Genomic DNA, 19057 nt, shown 5'->3' with positions numbered 1-19057 from the left:
GTAACTGCTCCATAAACCCCACCTACTGCTGATGTGGCGGGTCTGTCAGGATGCGCTCGCTGGCGAGCAACTCCACGGCAGCAGCGCTTCGTAATCCTCGACGCTACTGGCGGTCGGCAGGCGTTCAAGGATGTGGCGCAACCAGGCGTAAGGCTCTTGCCCGTTGGCTTTGGCAGTTTCGATCAGGCTGTAGATCTGCGCGCTGGCCGTGGCACCCTTGGGCGTGTCGCTGAACAGCCAGTTCTTGCGGCCGATGACGAAGGGACGGATGGCGTTCTCGGCGCGGTTGTTGTCGATCGGTAGATGCCCGCCTTCGATGTAGCGCACCAGCCTGCTCCAGTTTCTGGCCAAGTAGTTCACCGCCTTGCCCAGGGCCGTCTGCCCAGCGACCTGCGGCTGGGTTTTGTCCAGCCAGGCCTTGAGTTGGTCGATCAGGGGCTGGCTGCGTTGCTGGCGGACGTCGAGGCGTTCGTTATGGTCAGCGTCCTTCAGGTCACGCTCGATGCTGTAGAGCTTGTTGATCAGGCTCAGCGCCACGTCGGCACGCCCAGTCTTGCCCTTGGGCTGCACCTTTTGGGCTTCGACGAACTTGCGTCGCGCATGCGCCCAGCAGCCCAGGCGTTCGATGCCGTCGCGTGCAGCCACGGCGTTGTAGCCGGCGTAGTCGTCGGTCATCAGGTAGCCGCGGTAGCCATCGAGCAGGCGTAGCGGCACCTCCTGCGCGCGGCTGGCTGTGTAGTCGAAAAGGATCACCGGCTTGTCCGGCGGCCCACCGCTTTGCACCCACATCCAGGATTGTGCCGAGGGGTCGCGCCCCGGTTCATGCAGCACCTGTAAGCGCGTTTCGTCGCAGTGCAGCACGGGGTATTCGAACAGTTTGTCGCGCATCAGGTTGAGCAGCGGTTGCAGTTGCTCGCCACTTTGGATCACCCAACGCGCCAGGGTCTGGCGTGGGATGTCGACGCCGTGGCGGCTGAGCATCTTTTCGAAGCGGTACAGCGGGATGCCGTCGGCGTACTTGGTGGTCAGCAGCATCGCCAGCACGCTGGGGCTGGCCAGGCTCTTCTCGATCAGTTGTGCCGGCTTGTCGGCGGTGACCGGCGCGGTTTCACAGGCCTTGCAGGCATAGGTCTTGCGGATGTGGCGGATGACCCGCACCTGCATCGGGATGATCTCCAGCTGCTCGCTGGTCTCCTCGCCGATCACCTGCTTGCAGGCACCGCAGGCGCAGGTCAGCTCATGCTCGGGCAGCTCATGGATGACCTCCATACGCGGCAGGTTGGCCGGCAGCGGCTTGCGTTTGCCACGGCGCTTGACCGGCGCAACGACTTCTTCGGCTTCGACTGGCTCGGCGGCCGGCGCTTCGATCAGCTCTTCGACCTCGTTGAACATGGCCAACTGCGGCGAGTCGGCATCTTCAGGGCTGCGCTCGGACTTGGGCGAGAACAGCTTGTGGCGCAGCAAGGCGACTTGTTCCTGGAGTTGCGCCACCTTTCCCTGAGCCAACAGCAGCATCTGCTTGAGCAGGACGGGATCGTCGGGAAGGTTGTCGGCGCCAAATTTCATGGCGCCGGATTATACCGGCTCAGGCCACGTAACGCGGCGTCAGAACCTGATGCGGACGGTTACGCCACAGGTCGATACCGTCGAGCAGCCAGTTCAGCTCGTCGACCGTCAGTTCGATGGCTTCGTCACCCGCATCGGGTTTGGTCTTGAAACGCTCAGCTTCCAGTCGCTTGAGCCACAGGCAGAAGCCATTGCGCTCCCAGTAGAGAATCTTGACCTGACTGCGGGTGCGATTGAGGAACACGAACAGCACCGGGTTGAACACCTCCACCTTGATGTCCAGCTCGACCAGCGCGGCCAGTCCATTGATGGATTTGCGGAAGTCGACGGGCTTTGGGTAGAGATAGACCTTCTGCACTTTGGCGTCGGGACGCATCATGACGGAACTCCACGGGAAAATAGGGAGCCCAGCATCCGGGATACGGAGAGGTCAGTTGAAGATGGGGTCTATGGAGCGCATACCGCAGTTCTCCAACGATGAGGCGCAGGAACTGGTCGAACGTATCCGCGCCAGCGGCAAGCGCCTGACCACCATCTTCATCAGCCATGGCGACCCGGACTTCTACTTCGGCCTCGACGTTCTGACCCGCGCCTACCCCGAAGCCAAGGTGCTGGCCACGCCGGCCACCGTCGCCTATATCGAGAAGACCCGCGCGCCCAAGCTGGCTTACTGGGGGCCGATTCTCAAGGACAGCGCGCCTTCCCGCACCGTTGTACCCGAAGCCCTGCAGGGCAATCAGCTGCAGCTGGAAGGCCAGCGCATCGAGGTGGTCGGGCATGACCCGCAGCACACCAGCTTGTGGATTCCCGGCATCAAGGCCGTGGTCGGCGGCGTGCTGACCAGCGCCAACATCCACCTCTGGGTGGCTGACGCGCAGAGCGTCGAGGCCCGGCAACGCTGGCTCAAGTCGCTGGATGAACTCGAAGCCCTGCAACCGGCCATCCTGGTGCCAGGCCACTACCTGGGCGAGCCGGCGATGGATCTGGCCGACCTGCGCTTCACCCGCGACTACCTGCTGGCTCTGGAGCAGGAACTGCCGAAAGCCAAGGATGCCCAGGCGCTGATCACGGCGATGAAGGCACGCTTTCCTGGGCTGCAGGATGACAGCAGCCTGGAGCTGAGCGCCAAGGTACTCAAGGGCGAGATGCAGTGGCCTTGAAGCTTTGCGCTGCCTCACGCAGCCACGTTAGCGCCCTTGTCGAACATCAGGGCCACCCCCTGCCCTGATGTTCGCACCCGTGATGCATATGCCCGACAGCGTCTCTGACCTGTCGGGCGTTGCCGTTTCAGGGCCGGCAAAACCTGTACAGCCTGCACAAGCGCCGGCGTGACTCGGCAGCCACTGCACGAACGTGCACGAAAGGGCTTGCAAAGAAGGGCAAACGGCTATACAAAAACTGTACATAAATAAATATTGTACAGCTTTGGGTAAATCGACATGCCGTCCTACCGTGCTCCGCTGCGTGACATGCGCTTTGTGTTCGAAGAATTGCTCGACGCCTATACCCTGCTGCAAACGCTGCCCGAACAGCGTGAGTTAACTGCCGACCTCGGCGGCGCAATTCTCGAAGAAGCGGCCAAGCTGGCCGAGAACGTACTCGCCCCCCTCAATGGGCCCGGTGACAAACAGGGTTGCCAGTACGACCCGCAGACCTGCAGCGTGCGCACCCCCGACGGTTTCAAGGCTGCCTATCAGCAGTTCGCCGAAGGCGGCTGGACAGCGCTGGCCTGCACGCCTCGGTTCGGCGGCCAGGGCCTGCCCCATGTACTGAACATGCTGGTGGAGGAGATGACCTGCTCGGCCAACCTGTCGCTCGGCATGTACCCCGGCCTGACCCACGGCGCCATCAACGCCCTGACCAGTCACGGCACGCCCGAACAGCAGGAGACCTACCTGCCGCGCCTGATCAGCGGCGAGTGGACCGGCACCATGTGCCTGACCGAACCGCAATGCGGTACCGATCTCGGCCTGATCCGCACCCGCGCCGTGCCGCAGGCCGACGGCAGCTACGCCATCACCGGCACCAAGATCTGGATCACCGGCGGTGAGCACGATCTGGTCGACAACATCGTCCACCTGGTGCTGGCCAAGCTGCCGGACGCACCGGACAGCGTCAAAGGTATCTCCCTGTTCCTGGTGCCCAAGGTACTGGAGGACGGCAGCCGCAACTCGGCCTTCTGTGGCGGCCTCGAGCACAAGATGGGCATCAAGGGCTCGGCCACCTGCGTGATGAATTTCGAAGGCGCCAAGGGCTGGCTGATCGGCGAGCCGAACAAGGGCCTGAGCTGCATGTTCACCATGATGAACTCGGCGCGTCTGATGGTCGGCATGCAGGGCCTGGGTGTGGCCGAAAGCGCCTACCAGATCGCCCTGGGCTTCGCTCGCGAACGCCTGCAGAGCCGCTCCATCTCCGGGCCGAAGGCCGCCGACAAACCGGCCGACCCGATCATGGTGCACCCGGATGTACGGCGCATGCTGCTGCGGCAGAAGGTGATGATCGAAGGTTGCCGCGCCCTCGCCTACTTCGCCGGCCTGCAGCAGGACATCGCCCACGGCGCCGAAGATGCCGAAACGCGCAGCCGCGCCGACGATCTGGTGCAATTGCTCACACCGGTGGTGAAGGCCTTCCTCACCGATGAAGGCTTCACCTGCGCCAACGAAGGCCTGCAGGTGCTTGGCGGCTCGGGCTTCACCGAAGACTGGGGGATCGAACAACTGGTGCGCGACAGCCGCATCACCCGCATCTACGAAGGCACCAACGGCATCCAGGCGCTGGATCTGGTGGGCCGCAAGCTCGCACTCGGAGGCGGTCGCGCCGTACGCGCCTATTTCGCTCTGGTCGAAGGCTGGCTCAAGAACAATGCCGATGCCCCGCATGCCACTGCAGTGACCCAGGCATTGAAGCAACTGCAGCAGGCCACCCTGTGGCTGGCCAGCGAGGGTAGCAAGGACCCGGAGCAGGCGGCTGCAGCGGCGACGCCCTATCTGCGCCTGTTCGGCCTGACCAGCCTGGCCTGGTTGTGGTCGCAACAAGCCCAGTTGGCCCAGCGCAAACTCGATGCCGGCAGTTCGGAAACCCATTTCTATGCGGCCAAGATCAAGTCCGCCGATTTCTTCATGGCCCGCATCCTGCCAGAAACCGACGCTCTGCTCAGCGAGATCAAGGCAGGCAAGGCGACGCTGATGGCCTTCACCGACGAGGAGTTCGCCGCCTGATTGCAGACGGCACTGACAAGCTGCGCAATCCGACAACCCACCTCTCCCCTTTTTGGTTGTCGGATTTTTTTATTAAGTACTCGCGGCCAGTGTCTGGCCGCAGTGAATACCCACTGTGCAAGGAGGGATCATGGCCACCCGGACGTCGCGTCTCTGTTCGACCCTGCTGCTGACGCTGATGCTCGCCTGCAGCGTGGCACACGCCAATAGCCAGGCTGGTTGGCGTGAGCAATTGCCTCAGGCCAACCTGGTCGGCAGCGGTGATTTCAGCTGGTTCGGTTTCTCGGTCTACAACGCCAAGCTATGGAGCCCGGTGCAGCAGGTGGATTTCTCCCAGCCCTTCGCTCTGGAGCTGACCTACCGACGCACCATCAGCCGGGAAACCCTGGTCGATACCAGCCTCGACGAAATACGCCGGATCAACGGCCAACCCCTCGACCGCGAACAGCAGGCCGAGTGGACGCAGCAGATGAGCCGGGCGTTCGTCGACGTGAAGGATGGCACGCGCATCACCGGCGTATTCCTGCCCGGCGAGGGCTGTCGCTTCTATGTCGACGGCAAACTGCAGCACGTCATCGACGATCAAGAGTTCGCCCGCGCCTTCTTCTCCATCTGGCTCGATCCGCAGACCCGCAGTCCGAAGCTGCGCGCGGCATTGCTCGGTCTCAACCCCTGAGGTATCGCATGAAAGCCCTATTGATTGTACTGAGCAGCCTGCTGCTGATCAGCTGCGGCCAGGTCCCGGTCGAACGTTACGCCAACGAGAAACCCGTGCTGGACCTGCCCACCTACTTCTCCGGGCCGGTGCAGGCATGGGGCATGTTCCAGGATCGCTCCGGCGAAGTGATCAAGCGCTTTCATGTCGATATCCAGAGCCGCCGCGAGGGCGACAAGCTGATCCTCGACGAGCGCTTCCTGTACAGCGACGGCACCCGCCAGCGCCGGGTCTGGACCCTGACGCCCGACGTTACGGGACGCTGGATCGGCACCGCTGACGACGTGGTCGGCGAAGCCATAGGCGACGTGGCCGGTAACGCCCTGCGCTGGCGTTACCACCTCAACCTGCCGGTGGGTGACAGCACCTATGTCGTCTACTTCGACGACTGGATGTACCTGATGGACGACGACACCCTGATCAACCGCTCGGTCATGAGCAAGTTCGGTATCGAACTCGGCCAGGTCACGCTGTTCTTCCGCCGTGGCGCCGCTCAGCCATGACCCTGCACAGCCTGGGCAATGGCTACAAGGCGCTGGTGATTGGCGCCAGCGGCACCATCGGCCAGGCCTTCTGCCAGTTGCTGCGCACAGACCCCAACTGCGCCAGCGTACGTGAGCTGAGCCGTAGCAGCTCACCGGCGCTCGATCTCGAAGCTCCCGCCAGCATCGCCGAAGCCGCAGCAGCCTTGGCGGACGAAGGGCCGTATCAGTTGATCCTGCACACGGCCGGGCTGCTACATCGCCCGGGCATCACGCCAGAAAAAAGCCTGGCCGCCATCGAGGCAGATGCCTTGCAGGCCGTATTTCAGGTCAATGCGCTGGGGCCGGCTCTGGTGCTGCACCACTTCCTGCCTCTGCTCGACAAACAGGGCGCCATGGCCATGCTGTCGGCCAAGGTCGGCAGCATCGGCGACAACCGCCTCGGTGGTTGGTACGCCTACCGGGCGTCCAAGGCGGCGCTGAACATGCTGATCAAGACCGCCGCCATCGAGCTGGCACGCAGCAAGCCCAAGGCACGGCTGCTCAGCCTGCATCCCGGCACGGTCATCTCTCCCCTGTCGCAACCCTTTCGCGGTGCCAGCGCTGCGCGTCCGGCCGATTTAGCCGCCGCTGAAATGCTGCGGGTGATCGATACGCTGGGGCCCGAGCACAGCGGCAGCTTCCACGCCTACGACGGCCAGGCCTTGCCCTGGTGACAGCAGCCAGGCAACGCGGCTTGGCCATCAGGCGCGCGGCTGGCCGGCGCCCTTGAGAAAGAACTGCTCCAGCACCGCCAGCGAACGCGCACTGGCGGCGCGGCCACGGCGCTCGGCATCGACCATGCCATAGATCAGCGACACGAACAGTTCGGTCAGCAGCTCGGCGGTAATGTCGATGCGAAAGTAGCCCTCCTGCTGGCCACGCAGGAAGAAGCTGTCCAATGCATCGGTGTAGGCGATCCAGCGCGCCCCGTCCTTGTTCGGGTCGAGGCTGTCCGGGCGGTACTGGAAGATCATGAACACCAGCAACTCGCGGTGCCTGAGGTGATTCTCGATCAGGTTGCGCAATGCCTGCGCCACATCGGCGACCTGCAGGTCGGCGTCCTCGATCACCTGATTGAGCGCTGCCTGACTGTGATTCATCAGGCGCTCGACCAGGCTGTCACGCGTGCCACAGAAACGATGCAAGGTGGCCTTGCTGACACCCGCGGCTTCGGCCAGATCTTTCAGCGTCGCCCGCGGGCGATCGACGATGGCAACAGCCAGGGCCTTGAGCAGTTTTTCATCATTGGACATCGAAGGCCCTCCGCTTGAGCAGCGCGCATTGTGCAGAAAAAGTCCCCAGACTCAACGGGGACTTACAATTTTGCTCACAGAAGATCCATATGAGTCAATATTGACTCATTTTAGCCAAAGCATGATCATTCGCGCCTTTCAAGGAAAATGGATCTCACTCCAGGTGACAGGCATGAGCACAATTCGCGGACGTTACGTTTTTTCAGTGGTCGCTCTACTGGCGGCAATCGGCCTGGCCGGCTGCGATAAAGGCGAGCAAGGATGGGGTGAGGCGCCACCGCGCGAGGTCGACGTGCTGACCGTCAAGACCGAGCCGTTCACCGTGATCGCCGAACTGCCAGGCCGTATCGAGCCGGTGCGGGTGGCCGAAGTACGTGCCCGGGTCGCCGGCATCGTGCTCAAACGCACCTTCGAGGAAGGCGCCGACGTCAAGGCCGGCGACCTGCTGTTCCAGATCGACCCAGCACCGTTCAAGGCCGCCCTGTCCCGTGCCCAGGGCGAACTGGCCCGGGCCGAGGCGCAGCTGTTCCAGGCGCAGGCCACGGTCAAGCGCTACGAGCCACTGGTGAAGATCGATGCGGTCAGCAAGCAGGACTTCGATGTGGCCAAGGCTGCCCTGCAAAGCGCCCAGGCCGACAAGCGCTCGGCCCAAGCCAGCGTGGAAACCGCGCGCCTGGACCTGGGTTACGCCGAAGTGCGCGCGCCCATTGCCGGGCGCATTGGCCGCGCCCAGGTGACCGAAGGCGCACTGGTCGGCCAGGGTGAAGCCACCCTGCTCGCCCGCATTCAGCAGCTCGACCCGGTCTACGCCGACTTCACCCAGCCGGCCGCCGATGCCCTGCGTCTGCGCGCCGCCATCGCCGATGGCAAGGTTGCCGGTGCAGCCGATCAGCCCTTGTCGCTGCGCGTCGATGGCACCGATATCGAGAGCAAAGGCACCCTGCTGTTCACCGATATCTCGGTGGATCGCAGCACCGGCCAGATCGCCCTGCGCGGCCGCTTCGACAACCCGCAAGGCGTGCTGCTGCCCGGCATGTACGTGCGCGTGCTGACGCCGCAGGGGCTGAACCAGAACGCCATCCTGGTGCCGCAGCGCGCCGTGCAGCGTGCTGCCGACGGCCAGGCCAGCGTGATGCTGCTGGGCGAAGACGACACTGTCGAGGTTCGCCAGGTCACCACCGGCGCCATGCACGGCTCACGCTGGCTGATCGCCGAAGGCCTTGAGGCCGGCGACAAGGTGATCACCAGCTCGCTGGCTGCCATCAAGCCCGGCGCCAAGGTCGTGCCGCGCGAGGAAGCTGCCGCGGCAGCCGACGCGCACGCTCCACAATCCCAGGCGCAGTAAGCCGGAGAGAAGCTCATGTCCCTGTTTTTCATACGGCGCCCCAATTTCGCCTGGGTGGTCGCCCTGTTCATCTCGCTGGCCGGCCTGCTGGCCATCCCGTTCCTGCCGGTGGCGCAGTACCCCAACGTGGCGCCGCCGCAGATCACCGTGACCGCCACCTATCCCGGCGCCTCGGCGCAGGTGCTGACCGACTCGGTGACCAGCGTCATCGAGGAAGAGCTCAACGGCGCGAAGAACCTGCTGTACTTCGAGTCCACCAGCAACGCCAACGGCATCGCCGAGATCACCGTCACTTTCCAGCCGGGCACCGACCCCGAGCTGGCTCAGGTCGACGTGCAGAACCGCCTGAAGAAAGCCGAGGCACGCATGCCGCAGGCCGTGCTCACTCTCGGTATCCAGACCGAGCAGGCCACGGCGGGCTTCCTGATGATCTACGCGCTGAGCTACAAGGATGGCGGCAAGAACGACAACACCACGGCGCTGGCCGACTACGCCGCGCGCAACATCAACAACGAAATCCGTCGCGTCCCTGGCGTCGGCAAGCTGCAGTTCTTCGCCTCCGAAGCCGCCATGCGGGTGTGGATAGACCCACAGAAGCTGGTCGGCTATGGCCTGTCGATCGACGACGTGAACAACGCCATCCGCGCGCAGAACGTGCAGGTGCCGGCCGGCGCCTTCGGCAGCACGCCAGGCTCCAGCGAGCAGCAACTGACCGCGACACTGGCGGTCAAGGGCACCCTGGACAACCCGGATGAATTCGCCGCCATCGTGCTGCGCGCCAACCAGGACGGCTCGCGCCTGACCCTGGGCGACGTGGCGCGCATCGAGGTCGGCAGCCAGGACTACAACTTCGGTTCGCGCCAGGACGGCAAGCCCGCCGTCGCCGCCGCCGTGCAGCTGTCGCCCGGTGCCAACGCCATCCAGACCGCCGAGGCGGTGAAACAGCGCCTGACCGAGTTGTCGGTGAACTTCCCGGACAACGTCGAGTTCTCGGTGCCCTACGACACCTCGCGCTTCGTCGACGTGGCCATCGACAAGGTCATCATGACCCTGGTCGAGGCCATGGTGCTGGTGTTCCTGGTGATGTTCCTGTTCCTGCAGAACGTGCGCTACACCCTGATCCCGTCCATCGTGGTGCCGGTGTGCCTGCTCGGCACCCTGACCTTCATGTACCTGCTGGGCTTCTCGGTGAACATGATGACCATGTTCGGCATGGTGCTGGCCATCGGCATCCTGGTCGACGATGCCATCGTGGTGGTGGAGAACGTCGAGCGGATCATGGCCGAGGAAGGCCTGGCGCCGGTGCCGGCGACCATCAAGGCGATGGGCCAGGTGTCCGGGGCGATCATCGGCATCACCCTGGTGCTGTCGGCGGTGTTCCTGCCGCTGGCCTTCATGTCCGGCTCGGTCGGCGTCATCTACCAGCAGTTCTCGCTGTCGCTGGCGGTGTCGATCCTGTTCTCCGGCTTCCTGGCGCTGACCTTCACCCCGGCGCTGTGCGCGACGATTCTCAAGCCCATCCCACAGGGGCATCACGAGAAGAGCGGCTTCTTCGGCGCCTTCAATCGCCTGTTCACTCGCCTGACCGGGCGCTATACCGCGCTCAACGGCAAACTGGTGCCACGCGCGGGCCGCGTCATGTTCATCTACCTGGGCATCGTGGTGCTGATGGGCTTCTTCTACCTGCGCCTGCCGGAATCCTTCGTGCCGGTCGAAGACCAGGGCTACATGATCGTCGACATCCAGCTGCCACCGGGCGCCACCCGTGAGCGCACCTCGGCAGCCGGCGAGGAACTGGAAGAATTCCTGATGGGCCGCGACGCCATCGAGACCTCCTTTCTGGTGCTCGGCTTCAGCTTCTCCGGCATGGGCGAGAACGCCGCCATCGCCTTCCCGCTACTCAAGGACTGGTCGGAGCGTGACGCCACACAATCACCGGAGGCCGAATCGGCAGCGGTCAACCAGCACTTCGCCAACCTCGACGACGGCGCCATGATGGCCGTGCCGCCACCGCCGATCGAAGGCCTGGGCAACTCTGGCGGCTTCGCCCTGCGCCTGCAGGACCGTGCCGGTCTCGGCCGCGACGTCCTGCTCGCCGCGCGCGACGAGGTGCTGGGCAAGGTCAACGGCAACCCGAAGTTCCTCTACGCCATGATGGAAGGCCTGGCCGAGGCGCCGCAGTTGCGTCTGGTCATCGACCGCGAAAAGGCGCGTACCCTCGGCGTGAACTTCGAGTCGGTGAGCAGCGCACTGTCTACCGCCTTCGGCTCCGCGGTGATCAACGACTTCGCCAACGCCGGTCGCCAGCAGCGCGTGGTGGTGCAGGCCGAGCAGGCCGAACGGATGACCCCGGAAAGCGTGCTCCGGCTGCACGTGCCCAACGACAGCGGCGGTCTGGTGCCGCTGAGCGCCTTCGTCACTACCCAGTGGGAAGAAGGCCCGGTGCAGATCGCCCGCTACAACGGCTATCCATCGATCCGCATCGCCGGCGACGCCGCCCCCGGGGTGAGCACCGGCGAGGCCATGGCCGAACTGGAGCGCATCGCCGCCGAACTGCCGGAAGGCATCGGCTACGAGTGGACCGGCCTGTCGTATCAGGAGCGGGTCGCCAGCGGCCAGGCCGTGATGCTCTTCGCCCTGGCCATCACCGTGGTGTTCCTGCTGCTGGTAGCCCTCTACGAGAGCTGGGCGATCCCGCTGAGCGTGATGCTGATCGTGCCGGTCGGCGCCCTCGGCGCGGTGCTGGCGGTGACCGCCATCGGCCTGCCCAACGACGTCTACTTCAAGGTCGGCCTGATCACCGTGATCGGCCTGGCGGCGAAGAACGCCATCCTCATCGTCGAGTTCGCCAAGGATCTGTGGGAAGACGGCTACTCGCTGCGCGATGCCGCCATCGAAGCAGCACGCCTGCGTTTCCGCCCGATCATCATGACCTCCATGGCCTTCATGCTCGGCGTGGTACCGCTGGCCATCGCCACCGGCGCTGGCGCCGCCAGCCAGCGCGCACTGGGTACTGGCGTACTGGGCGGCATGCTCAGCGCGACCATGCTCGGGGTGATCTTCGTGCCGATCTTCTTCGTCTGGGTGCTGTCGCTGCTGCGTACCAAACCTCAGCAAACCGACAACCATCCCCTGCACAAAGCGGAGTAACGCGATGACCTCTCACCTCATGCTGCGCCCCGCTCTGCTGACCCTGGCCATCACCCTCGGCGGCTGCTCCCTGGCGCCCCACTACGAGCGGCCAGAGGCGCCGGTCGCAGCCGAATGGCAGGTGGCCGACGCCAATGGTACCCGCGCGCAAGCGCTGGACTGGCAGACCTTCATCGTCGATGCGGACCTGCGCCGCGCGGTGGATACCGCGCTGAACAACAACCGCAGCCTGCGCCAGGCGCTGCTGGATATCGAGGCGGCGCGCGCGCAGTACCGCATCCAGCGCGCCGACCGTCTGCCATCGATCAATGCCAATGCCAGCGGCAACCGCCAGCGCCTGCCGGCCGACCAGTCGCAGACCGGCCGCTCGGAGGTCACCAGCGTGTATCAGGTCGGCCTCGGTCTGGCCGAGTACGAAGTCGACCTGTTCGGCCGCGTGCGCAACCTCTCCGAATCAGCGCTGGAAACCTACCTGGCCACCGAGGAAGCGACCCGCGCCACGCAGATCAGCCTGATTGCCGAAGTGATCCAGGCCTACCTGACCCGCGATGGCGCGCTACGGCGCAAGGCGCTGGTGGAACAGACCCTGGACAGCCGCCTGGCCTCGCTGGAGCTGGTCAGCAGGCGCCGCGAAGTCGGCGCCGCCACCGCCCTGGATTATCAGGAAGCGGTCGGCCTCGCCGAGCAGGCCAAGGCCGAGCGGGAAAGCACCGAACGCCAGCTGCGCCAGGCGGACAACGCCCTGGCACTGCTGCTCGGTACGCCAGACGCCGGGCAATTCTTGCCATCGACCCCGCGCGACGAGCTGATGGTGCTGCAAGACATCGCCCCCGGCACCAGCTCGGAACTGATCGAGCGTCGCCCCGACATTCTTGCCAGCGAGCACCGCCTCAAGGCACGCAATGCCGATATCGGTGCGGCCCGTGCGGCGTTCTTCCCGCGCATCACCCTGACCGGGTCGGTGGGCAGTTCCAGCACCGAGCTGTCCGGGCTGTTCGAGGGCGGCTCACGGGCCTGGAGCTTCGCCCCGACGCTGTCGCTGCCGATCTTCGCCGGCGGCCGCAACCGCGCCAACCTGGATCTCGCCGAAGTGCGTCAGGACGCCGCCGTGGCCGACTACGAAGGCACCATCCAGACCGCCTTCCGCGAAGTCGCCGACGCCCTCGCCGCCACCGACACCCTGCGCCGCGAAGAAACCGCGCGGCGTGCCCTGGCCGAATCCAGCCGAGCGGCCGAAGTCCTGGCTGAAGCTCGCTACAGAGGCGGTGTGGATGACCATCTGCGCTACCTGGATGCTCAACGCAGCAGTTTCAATGACCAGACCACACTGATCCAGATCAGCACTGATCGACAACTGGCGCTGGCCGATCTGTTCAGGGCGCTGGGCGGCGGCTGGCAGCGCTAGCAGGCCGTTGAAAAACGTAGACGAGGCAGGCAAGACAAGGAAAAAACGGCCGAAAAAGCGCAGTTTACGAGTTGTAAATGAGCATTTTGATCGGACTCGCGCACGAGGCCGTTTTTGACGCAGTATTGCCAACGCAGGTAGTTTTTCAACAGCCTGCTAGCCTGTTCATCTGCCACAAACGACAAGGCCACGCTGATGCGTGGCCTTGTCGTTTTCGATCGAGGCGTATTCGACCTAACCAGCCCCCAGCAGGTCGTTGGCGTCGAGCAGACGCCAGGCGATTTCCGGCCTTTTTTCCATGGCCCGGCGGATCGCCGCCGGAATGCTCTGCCGCGTCTTGCGGCACAGCCCCGGATGGGCATCGAAATGCATGTGGATGCCGCGCATGCTGCGTACCTCGCCATGGGCCGGCTCGATGTGCAGGCGAATGCCCAACTGCTCGAGCATGCGTTGCTGCATGCGCTCGAGGTCTTCCAGGCTCTGCAGGTTTTCCAGGCGATCTAGCAGGCGCTGCTCCTCGCTGCGGGTCAGCAGCAGGATACGCGTGTCGGCGCCAGGCCTGTCCAGCAGCTCGTCGCGCTGGCAGTCACAGGCACCCGGTGGGCAGGGAGTACGCAGGGGCAATGGTGAATTCATGGACCTGATCATAGCCATAGCCATGCGCGCTGCCCATCCACGTCCATCGCTTGGCTTGCCTACGCTGCAGACTCCGTTAAGCTCACAGCATTTCCCCCCGATGCAAGGATGAACACCATGCTGCGCCTCACCACGTTCGCCGCTGGCCTGCTGCTTTCGGCCAACGTCTTCGCCCTGTCCCTCTCCGACCTGAGCCAGCAGGATGCCAGTGGCGGCCTCAAGGATGCGCTGATCCAGGGCGCCCAGGTGGCCGTCAAGCAACTGGGCACGCCCGGCGGCTTCAGCAACAACCCGGACGTGCGCATCGAGCTGCCCGGCAAACTCGGCAAAGCCGCCAAGACCATGAAGATGATGGGCATGGGCGCCCAGGTCGATCAGCTCGAAGCGAGCATGAACAAGGCCGCCGAGGCCGCCGTGCCGCAGGCGCAGGCGCTGCTGGTCGACGCCGTGAAGAAGATGACCGTGGCCGATGCCAAGTCGATTCTCAGCGGCCCGCAGGACTCGGCCACCCAATACCTGAACAAGAGCAGCCGCGAGCAGATCCGCGCCAAGTTCCTGCCCATCGTCAAGCAGGCCACCGACCAGGTCGGTCTGGCCCAGCAGTACAACGCCTTCGCCGGCCAGGCCGCCAGTTTTGGCGTGGTCGACGCCAAGAGCAGCACGGTGGAAAGCTACGTCACCGAACAGGCGCTCGATGGCCTGTTCGAGATGATTGCCAAGCAGGAAGCCAGCATCCGCCAGAACCCGGCCGGTGCCGCTACCAGCCTGGCGAAGAAGGTGTTCGGCGCGCTCTGAATCCCCTGGCGGCGGATGTTCTCCGCCGCCATGCTAGCAGGCCGTTGAAAAACGCAGGCGACGACTGCATGGATGCAGGAGGTAGAGCGAAGCAGGAAGCCCGAGCCGAGGCAGCCAGTGCAATACCGATGGCGGCCCCGCAAAAGCAGGCGAAAAACGGCCGGGGTCGCGACCGACTTTACGAGCTGTAAATGAGCATTTGACCGGGCTGGCGTTCCAGCCTGTTTTTAACGCAGCAATGGCAACGCAGGTAGTTTTTCAACAGGCTGCTAGGCGAATGGCAGCATCACCCGCACCTCCAGCCCGCCCTCCGTTCTATTGTCGAGACTCAGCCGACCACCATGCTCCAGCACCGTGGCACGCGCAGCCGATAACCCCAGGCCGACGCCGCCAGTGTGTTTGTTGCGTGAGGCCTCCAGACGGTAGAACGGCGCGAATACCGCCTCCTGCTGCTCCACCGGGATACCCGGCCCACGGTCGAGCACGCGGATTTCGACGCCCTCGTCATCGGCCTGCAGCATCACCTGTGCTTCACGTCCGTATCTGACGGCGTTCTCCAGCAGGTTGACCAGCATACGCTTGATCGCAATCGGCCGACCGACATAGACCTGGCGCCTGGGCACCTGTATCGCCACCTGTACGCCGGCATCCTTGAAGTCGTCGACGATGGTGTGCAGCAGCTCACTCAGGTCGAAAGCCGTCGCCGTTTCGAGGCGAGCCTCGTCACGAAAGAAATCCAGCGCCGAGTTGACCATGGACTGCATTTCGTCGACGTCGCTGAACAGCTTTGCCTGCTGCTCCGCATCCTCGATGAACTCGCCACGCAGCCGCATGCGCGTCAGCGGTGCGCGCAGATCATGGGAGATGGCCGCCAGCATCTGCGTACGGTCATCGAGAAAGTGCCGTAACCGCGACTGCATGGCATTGAACGCAACGATGACCTGGCGGATTTCCTGAGGCCCCTCCGGGGTTATCGGCGGAGCCCTGAAGTCCACGCCGAAACGCCGCGCCCCCTGCGCGAAGCGCTCCAGCGGAGCAGCCAGATAGCGTGCGGCCACCAGTGCCACGGTGAGGGTCGAGATCATCATCAAGAGCAGATACACCAGACTGCGCGGTACCCTCTCCAGCCCCCATATGCGTGACGCTGTGGAGAACTCCATCCAGCTGCCATCGGCCAGTTCGATCATCAACACGTAACGACTTTCGTCACGTGGCGATGGCCAGTCCTTCGGCTCATAGGCCTCGATCCTGGCCTGCGGCCGCTGCAGCAATTGCTGCAACAAGCCAGCGCCATAACGGAAAGCAGCGTCATCGATCGCCGGAAGCTGAGCCTCACTATGTTGCCGTAACCATCGGGCGTTGAAGGCTTCATCGCTGGCGGCATCAGCCGCCTTCTGCCGCTGCTCGGGCGGCAGCGCATCGGCAATCCGGGCGATGCCAGCCATGCGCTCCATCAATCCAGCCTCCAACAATGGTGGACGCGCCCATACGCCTGCCAGCAGACTGAACAACGAACTCAGCAGCAAGGCGGTCAGCATCGACGCCAGGGTGGTCAGGGCGATCCAGCGTGCGACTGTGTCCCGCGTCAGCCAGACACCACCCTTGAGTCGCGCCAGCCATCTCATCGTTTCACCACCACACTGGGCGTGAAGAGATAGCCGATATGACGGATGGTACGAATCATCGAACTGCGCGAGGGCTCGGCATCGAGCTTGCGTCGTAGCCGGCTGACCTGCACGTCGACGCTACGATCGAAAGCGTCATAGGCTTCACCACGTGCCATGTCGAGCAGTTGCTGACGACTCAGTACACGCTGCGGATGCTCGGCGAGTACCAACAACAGTTCGAACTCGCCAGCCGATAGTGGAATCAGGACCTTGTCCGGCGAACGCAGCTCACGGCGGGTCACATCGAGCTGCCAGCCAGCGAACTCCAGGATCGGCCGTGGCCGCTCATGCAGCACGCTGCGTACCTCGCCCGTACGGCGCAACACCGCACGCACCCGCGCCAGCAACTCGCGGGCATCGAAGGGCTTGCTCAGGTAATCATCGGCGCCCAGTTCCAGTCCCACTACCCGGTCACTCAGCTCGCTCATCGCCGTCAGCATGATGATCGCCATCGAGTGCTCGCTGCGCAGGCGCTGACACAGCACCAGGCCACTGTCGCCCGGCAGCATCACGTCGAGGATCACCAGATCCGGCAGTTGCCGCTCGAGCGCGCGCCATAGTGCCTGTCCGTCAGTGGCAACGTCCACGCTGTAGCCATGCTGTTCGAGAAACTTCTTCAGCAGAGCAAGAACTTCGGTGTCGTCGTCCACCAGCAACAAGCGACTCACGGCCTGCACACCCTCGATGCGTTTGCGAGCGCCTATCTAAAACCATCGAACGCCTGCCGTCATATATTTCAATCCGGCAACAAAGCTTCCTCCTGGCAACAGAGCGGACATCGCCGAGCAAAAATGGCTTGGCAGCCTCGGTGCAGTTTCCTATCGAGGTGTTCCGTATGTCCGTCACAACATTCGCATCCCCTGCCGCGCGCCCTATCATGCTCGCCATGACCGTACTGCTGGCCAGTGGTTGTGCCAGTAATCCGCCCCCCGTCATCGACTCGGCGGGCTGCATCGCCACGCCGGACTATGTGGTGAACGACCCAGCCGAATCGGTCAACCGCAGCATATTCGTGGTCAATCGAGCACTCGACGATTACCTGCTTGCCCCCGTTGCCCGCGGTTACCGACAGCTGCCTGACTTCGCCCAGAGCGGCGTGCATAACTTCGCGGCCAACTTCGGCGAGCCGATGGTGTTCATCAACGATCTGCTGCAAGGCAACCCCAAGCGCTCGATGGTCACGGCCACGCGGTTCATTACCAACAGTACCGTGGGGGTGGTGGGGCTGATCGACGTGTCGAGCCGATTTGGCCTGGAGCGTCACCGAGCCGATTTCGGCCAGACCTTCGGCGTGTGGAATATCGCCGACGGCCCCATCGTCGAACTGCCGCTGTTCGGTACGTCCAACCTGCGCGACGCCACCGGGCGTGTACTGGGTTTTGCCATAGACCCGTTCGGCAGCAACAGCGATACCCTGGATACGCTCGGCACCGTCAGCACTGTCAGCGGTACGGTCGACGGTCGTGCGCAGCGTCTGCCCATGACCGACGCGCTGCAACGGCAGCCAGACTACTACGCTGCACTGCGCGATACCGTGGCCGAACGCCGCGCGCAGTTCGTCGCGGAAGGCAAGCTCGGCGCTGCACTGGAAGCATCCGTTAACTGCGAAGCGGAAATGGTCGATGAGCAGAACTGATGACTCGCTGCTGCTCTATCAGCGGATCAGGAATCCCGACTCGCTATCGCTGCATTGCCGGGAGGTCGATTTGCGTCTGAGCGATGACCGCTGCCATCTGGTGCTCAGTCGTTACGTCGAGCTTTACGTCAGCGAATGCACGCAATGGGAAATGGTCAGACATCACCAGGTCAGGCTAACTGATCTGCTGCGCTGGATGATTCTGCACAGCCAACGCGTGCCGCCCCGGGCTAATCCCGACGGGTGAAGCACTGCAGCCCCATCGACTCGCAGGACGAAAGCCAAGTGGCCGGGCAGGTGACGGAAGACCTGCCCATGCCTATCTCACGCTTCATCAAACGCAGCAGAGTCTGTCCATTTCCGGACGCGCGAAGAAAAATCCCTGCATGTAGCGGATACCAAGCTCGATCAGCGCATCACGCTCACCAACACTTTCGATGCCCTCGGCGATGATGCGAATACCCAGGCGCTGCGCGACCAGCACGATACCGGCGACGATGGCCTGGCGCACCGGATCCTGATCGATACCGCGGGTCAGGGCCATGTCCAGCTTGAGCACGTGCGGCTGAAACTCGGCCAGCAGATTGAGCCCGGAGTAGCCCGCGCCAAAATCGTCGATGGCGGTGGTGAAGCCCTGCTTGCCGTACTCGGCGAAGATCCGCTTGAGGTGCTCGGCATCATGGATCTGCTCGCCTTCGGTCACCTCGAACATCAGCCGCTCGCGCGGGAAGTCAAAGCGCTGCGCCGCTTCCAGCGTGGCGCGAATGCAGGTCTCGGCGCGATACACCGCATTAGGCAGGAAGTTGATGCTAAGCAGACAATCCGGGATGTCGAGCAGGCCAAGCTTGGCGGCCTGCTCGATGGCCTTGACCCGGCAGGCCTGATCGAAACGGTAGCGGTTGCCATCGTTGACCCGTCCGAGCACTTGCGCGGCGGATTCGCCATTGCAGCCCCGCACCAGGGCTTCATAGGCGAACGGCCGCTGCTGCTCGATATCGACGATCAATTGAAAAGCCATTGTGAAATCGAAACCCAGGGCCTCGGCGTTACGGCATTCGGCGCAACCCACAGCCCGAAATGGCTGAGGAAAGATGCTCTGGCTGACAATATCCATAGGCTCTTCCTTATCGAACAAGACGTGGAGACT

The 19057-nt window shown here is 63.8% G+C and carries 18 protein-coding genes; 11 read left to right on the top strand and 7 right to left on the bottom strand.

Annotated elements, in window-relative coordinates:
- Positions 1–45: 45 nt before the first annotated feature.
- Positions 46–1566, bottom strand: coding sequence for an IS66 family transposase (gene tnpC, locus BLS08_RS06645; RefSeq protein ID WP_124097827.1), 1521 nt, complete (start codon positions 1564–1566; stop codon positions 46–48).
- A gap of 19 nt (positions 1567–1585) precedes the next feature.
- Positions 1586–1945, bottom strand: a complete 360-nt coding sequence (gene tnpB, locus BLS08_RS06640) for an IS66 family insertion sequence element accessory protein TnpB (RefSeq protein WP_003458507.1) — start codon at positions 1943–1945, stop codon at positions 1586–1588.
- Positions 1946–2006: 61 nt separating this feature from the next.
- On the opposite strand from tnpB, the gene BLS08_RS06635 reads away from it, so the two are divergent.
- The 5 genes from BLS08_RS06635 to BLS08_RS06615 all read left to right on the top strand — a co-directional run bounded on the left by BLS08_RS06635 (position 2007) and on the right by BLS08_RS06615 (position 6697).
- Positions 2007–2726 carry an MBL fold metallo-hydrolase gene (locus BLS08_RS06635; RefSeq protein WP_244155366.1) on the top strand — a complete coding sequence of 240 codons (720 nt, stop codon included), beginning with the start codon at positions 2007–2009 and terminating at the stop codon, positions 2724–2726.
- 279 nt (positions 2727–3005) lie between these two features.
- Entirely contained in the window at positions 3006–4784 is a 1779-nt protein-coding gene (locus BLS08_RS06630; protein ID WP_090336261.1) for an acyl-CoA dehydrogenase C-terminal domain-containing protein, read from the top strand.
- Between the two features lie 130 nt (positions 4785–4914).
- Positions 4915–5460: a chalcone isomerase family protein gene (locus tag BLS08_RS06625; protein ID WP_090336260.1), complete on the top strand. Its 546-nt coding sequence runs from the start codon at positions 4915–4917 to the stop codon at positions 5458–5460.
- Positions 5461–5468: 8 nt separating this feature from the next.
- Positions 5469–6002 carry a DUF3833 domain-containing protein gene (locus BLS08_RS06620; protein WP_090336258.1) on the top strand — a complete coding sequence of 178 codons (534 nt, stop codon included), beginning with the start codon at positions 5469–5471 and terminating at the stop codon, positions 6000–6002.
- A complete protein-coding gene (locus BLS08_RS06615; RefSeq protein ID WP_090336256.1) occupies positions 5999–6697 on the top strand; it encodes an SDR family NAD(P)-dependent oxidoreductase in 699 nt (232 codons plus the stop codon). Before BLS08_RS06620 ends, BLS08_RS06615 begins: the two co-directional genes overlap by 4 nt.
- A 27-nt stretch (positions 6698–6724) precedes the next feature.
- On the opposite strand, the gene BLS08_RS06610 is transcribed toward BLS08_RS06615, so the two are convergent.
- Entirely contained in the window at positions 6725–7276 is a 552-nt protein-coding gene (locus tag BLS08_RS06610; protein ID WP_090336254.1) for a TetR/AcrR family transcriptional regulator, read from the bottom strand.
- A 172-nt stretch (positions 7277–7448) separates the two neighbouring features.
- Between BLS08_RS06610 and BLS08_RS06605 the strand changes: the two genes are divergently transcribed.
- The 3 genes from BLS08_RS06605 to BLS08_RS06595 are packed head-to-tail and all read left to right on the top strand — an operon-like array spanning position 7449 to position 13176.
- Positions 7449–8621 carry an efflux RND transporter periplasmic adaptor subunit gene (locus BLS08_RS06605; RefSeq protein WP_017674845.1) on the top strand — a complete coding sequence of 391 codons (1173 nt, stop codon included), beginning with the start codon at positions 7449–7451 and terminating at the stop codon, positions 8619–8621.
- 15 nt (positions 8622–8636) lie between these two features.
- The gene (gene tmexD / locus BLS08_RS06600; RefSeq protein WP_090336252.1) at positions 8637–11771 is read left to right on the top strand and encodes a multidrug efflux RND transporter permease subunit TMexD; all 3135 of its coding nucleotides are present in this window, start codon (positions 8637–8639) and stop codon (positions 11769–11771) included.
- Positions 11772–11775: 4 nt separating this feature from the next.
- Positions 11776–13176 carry an efflux transporter outer membrane subunit gene (locus BLS08_RS06595; protein WP_017674847.1) on the top strand — a complete coding sequence of 467 codons (1401 nt, stop codon included), beginning with the start codon at positions 11776–11778 and terminating at the stop codon, positions 13174–13176.
- 234 nt (positions 13177–13410) lie between these two features.
- On the opposite strand, the gene BLS08_RS06590 is transcribed toward BLS08_RS06595, so the two are convergent.
- A complete protein-coding gene (locus BLS08_RS06590; RefSeq protein WP_021489855.1) occupies positions 13411–13812 on the bottom strand; it encodes a hypothetical protein in 402 nt (133 codons plus the stop codon).
- Between the two features lie 117 nt (positions 13813–13929).
- On the opposite strand from BLS08_RS06590, the gene BLS08_RS06585 reads away from it, so the two are divergent.
- Positions 13930–14607 (top strand): DUF4197 domain-containing protein, encoded by a 678-nt coding sequence (locus BLS08_RS06585; RefSeq protein ID WP_003462142.1) that lies wholly within the window; start codon positions 13930–13932, stop codon positions 14605–14607.
- 269 nt (positions 14608–14876) lie between these two features.
- Here the strand turns inward: BLS08_RS06585 and BLS08_RS06580 are convergent, their stop codons facing one another.
- Positions 14877–16232 carry an ATP-binding protein gene (locus BLS08_RS06580; protein ID WP_017674849.1) on the bottom strand — a complete coding sequence of 452 codons (1356 nt, stop codon included), beginning with the start codon at positions 16230–16232 and terminating at the stop codon, positions 14877–14879.
- Positions 16229–16942: a response regulator gene (locus tag BLS08_RS06575; protein WP_026088372.1), complete on the bottom strand. Its 714-nt coding sequence runs from the start codon at positions 16940–16942 to the stop codon at positions 16229–16231. Before BLS08_RS06575 ends, BLS08_RS06580 begins: the two co-directional genes overlap by 4 nt.
- Positions 16943–17109: 167 nt before the next feature.
- Here BLS08_RS06575 and BLS08_RS06570 point away from each other — a divergent pair, with 167 nt between their 5' ends.
- Together BLS08_RS06570 and BLS08_RS06565 are read left to right on the top strand one after the other, a co-directional pair.
- Entirely contained in the window at positions 17110–17910 is an 801-nt protein-coding gene (locus BLS08_RS06570; protein ID WP_026088373.1) for an MlaA family lipoprotein, read from the top strand.
- Positions 17897–18157 (top strand): hypothetical protein, encoded by a 261-nt coding sequence (locus BLS08_RS06565; protein ID WP_017674852.1) that lies wholly within the window; start codon positions 17897–17899, stop codon positions 18155–18157. The genes BLS08_RS06570 and BLS08_RS06565 overlap by 14 nt, the downstream gene beginning before the upstream one ends.
- A gap of 87 nt (positions 18158–18244) precedes the next feature.
- On the opposite strand, the gene BLS08_RS06560 is transcribed toward BLS08_RS06565, so the two are convergent.
- On the bottom strand, positions 18245–19024 hold the full coding sequence (locus tag BLS08_RS06560) for an EAL domain-containing protein (RefSeq protein WP_017674853.1): 780 nt from the start codon (positions 19022–19024) through the stop codon (positions 18245–18247).
- Positions 19025–19057: the final 33 nt, after the last annotated feature.

Origin of the sequence: Ectopseudomonas chengduensis, assembly GCF_900102635.1 — a bacterium.
Lineage (GTDB): Bacteria > Pseudomonadota > Gammaproteobacteria > Pseudomonadales > Pseudomonadaceae > Aquipseudomonas > Aquipseudomonas chengduensis.
This window is presented reverse-complemented; position numbering and strand designations above follow the sequence as displayed.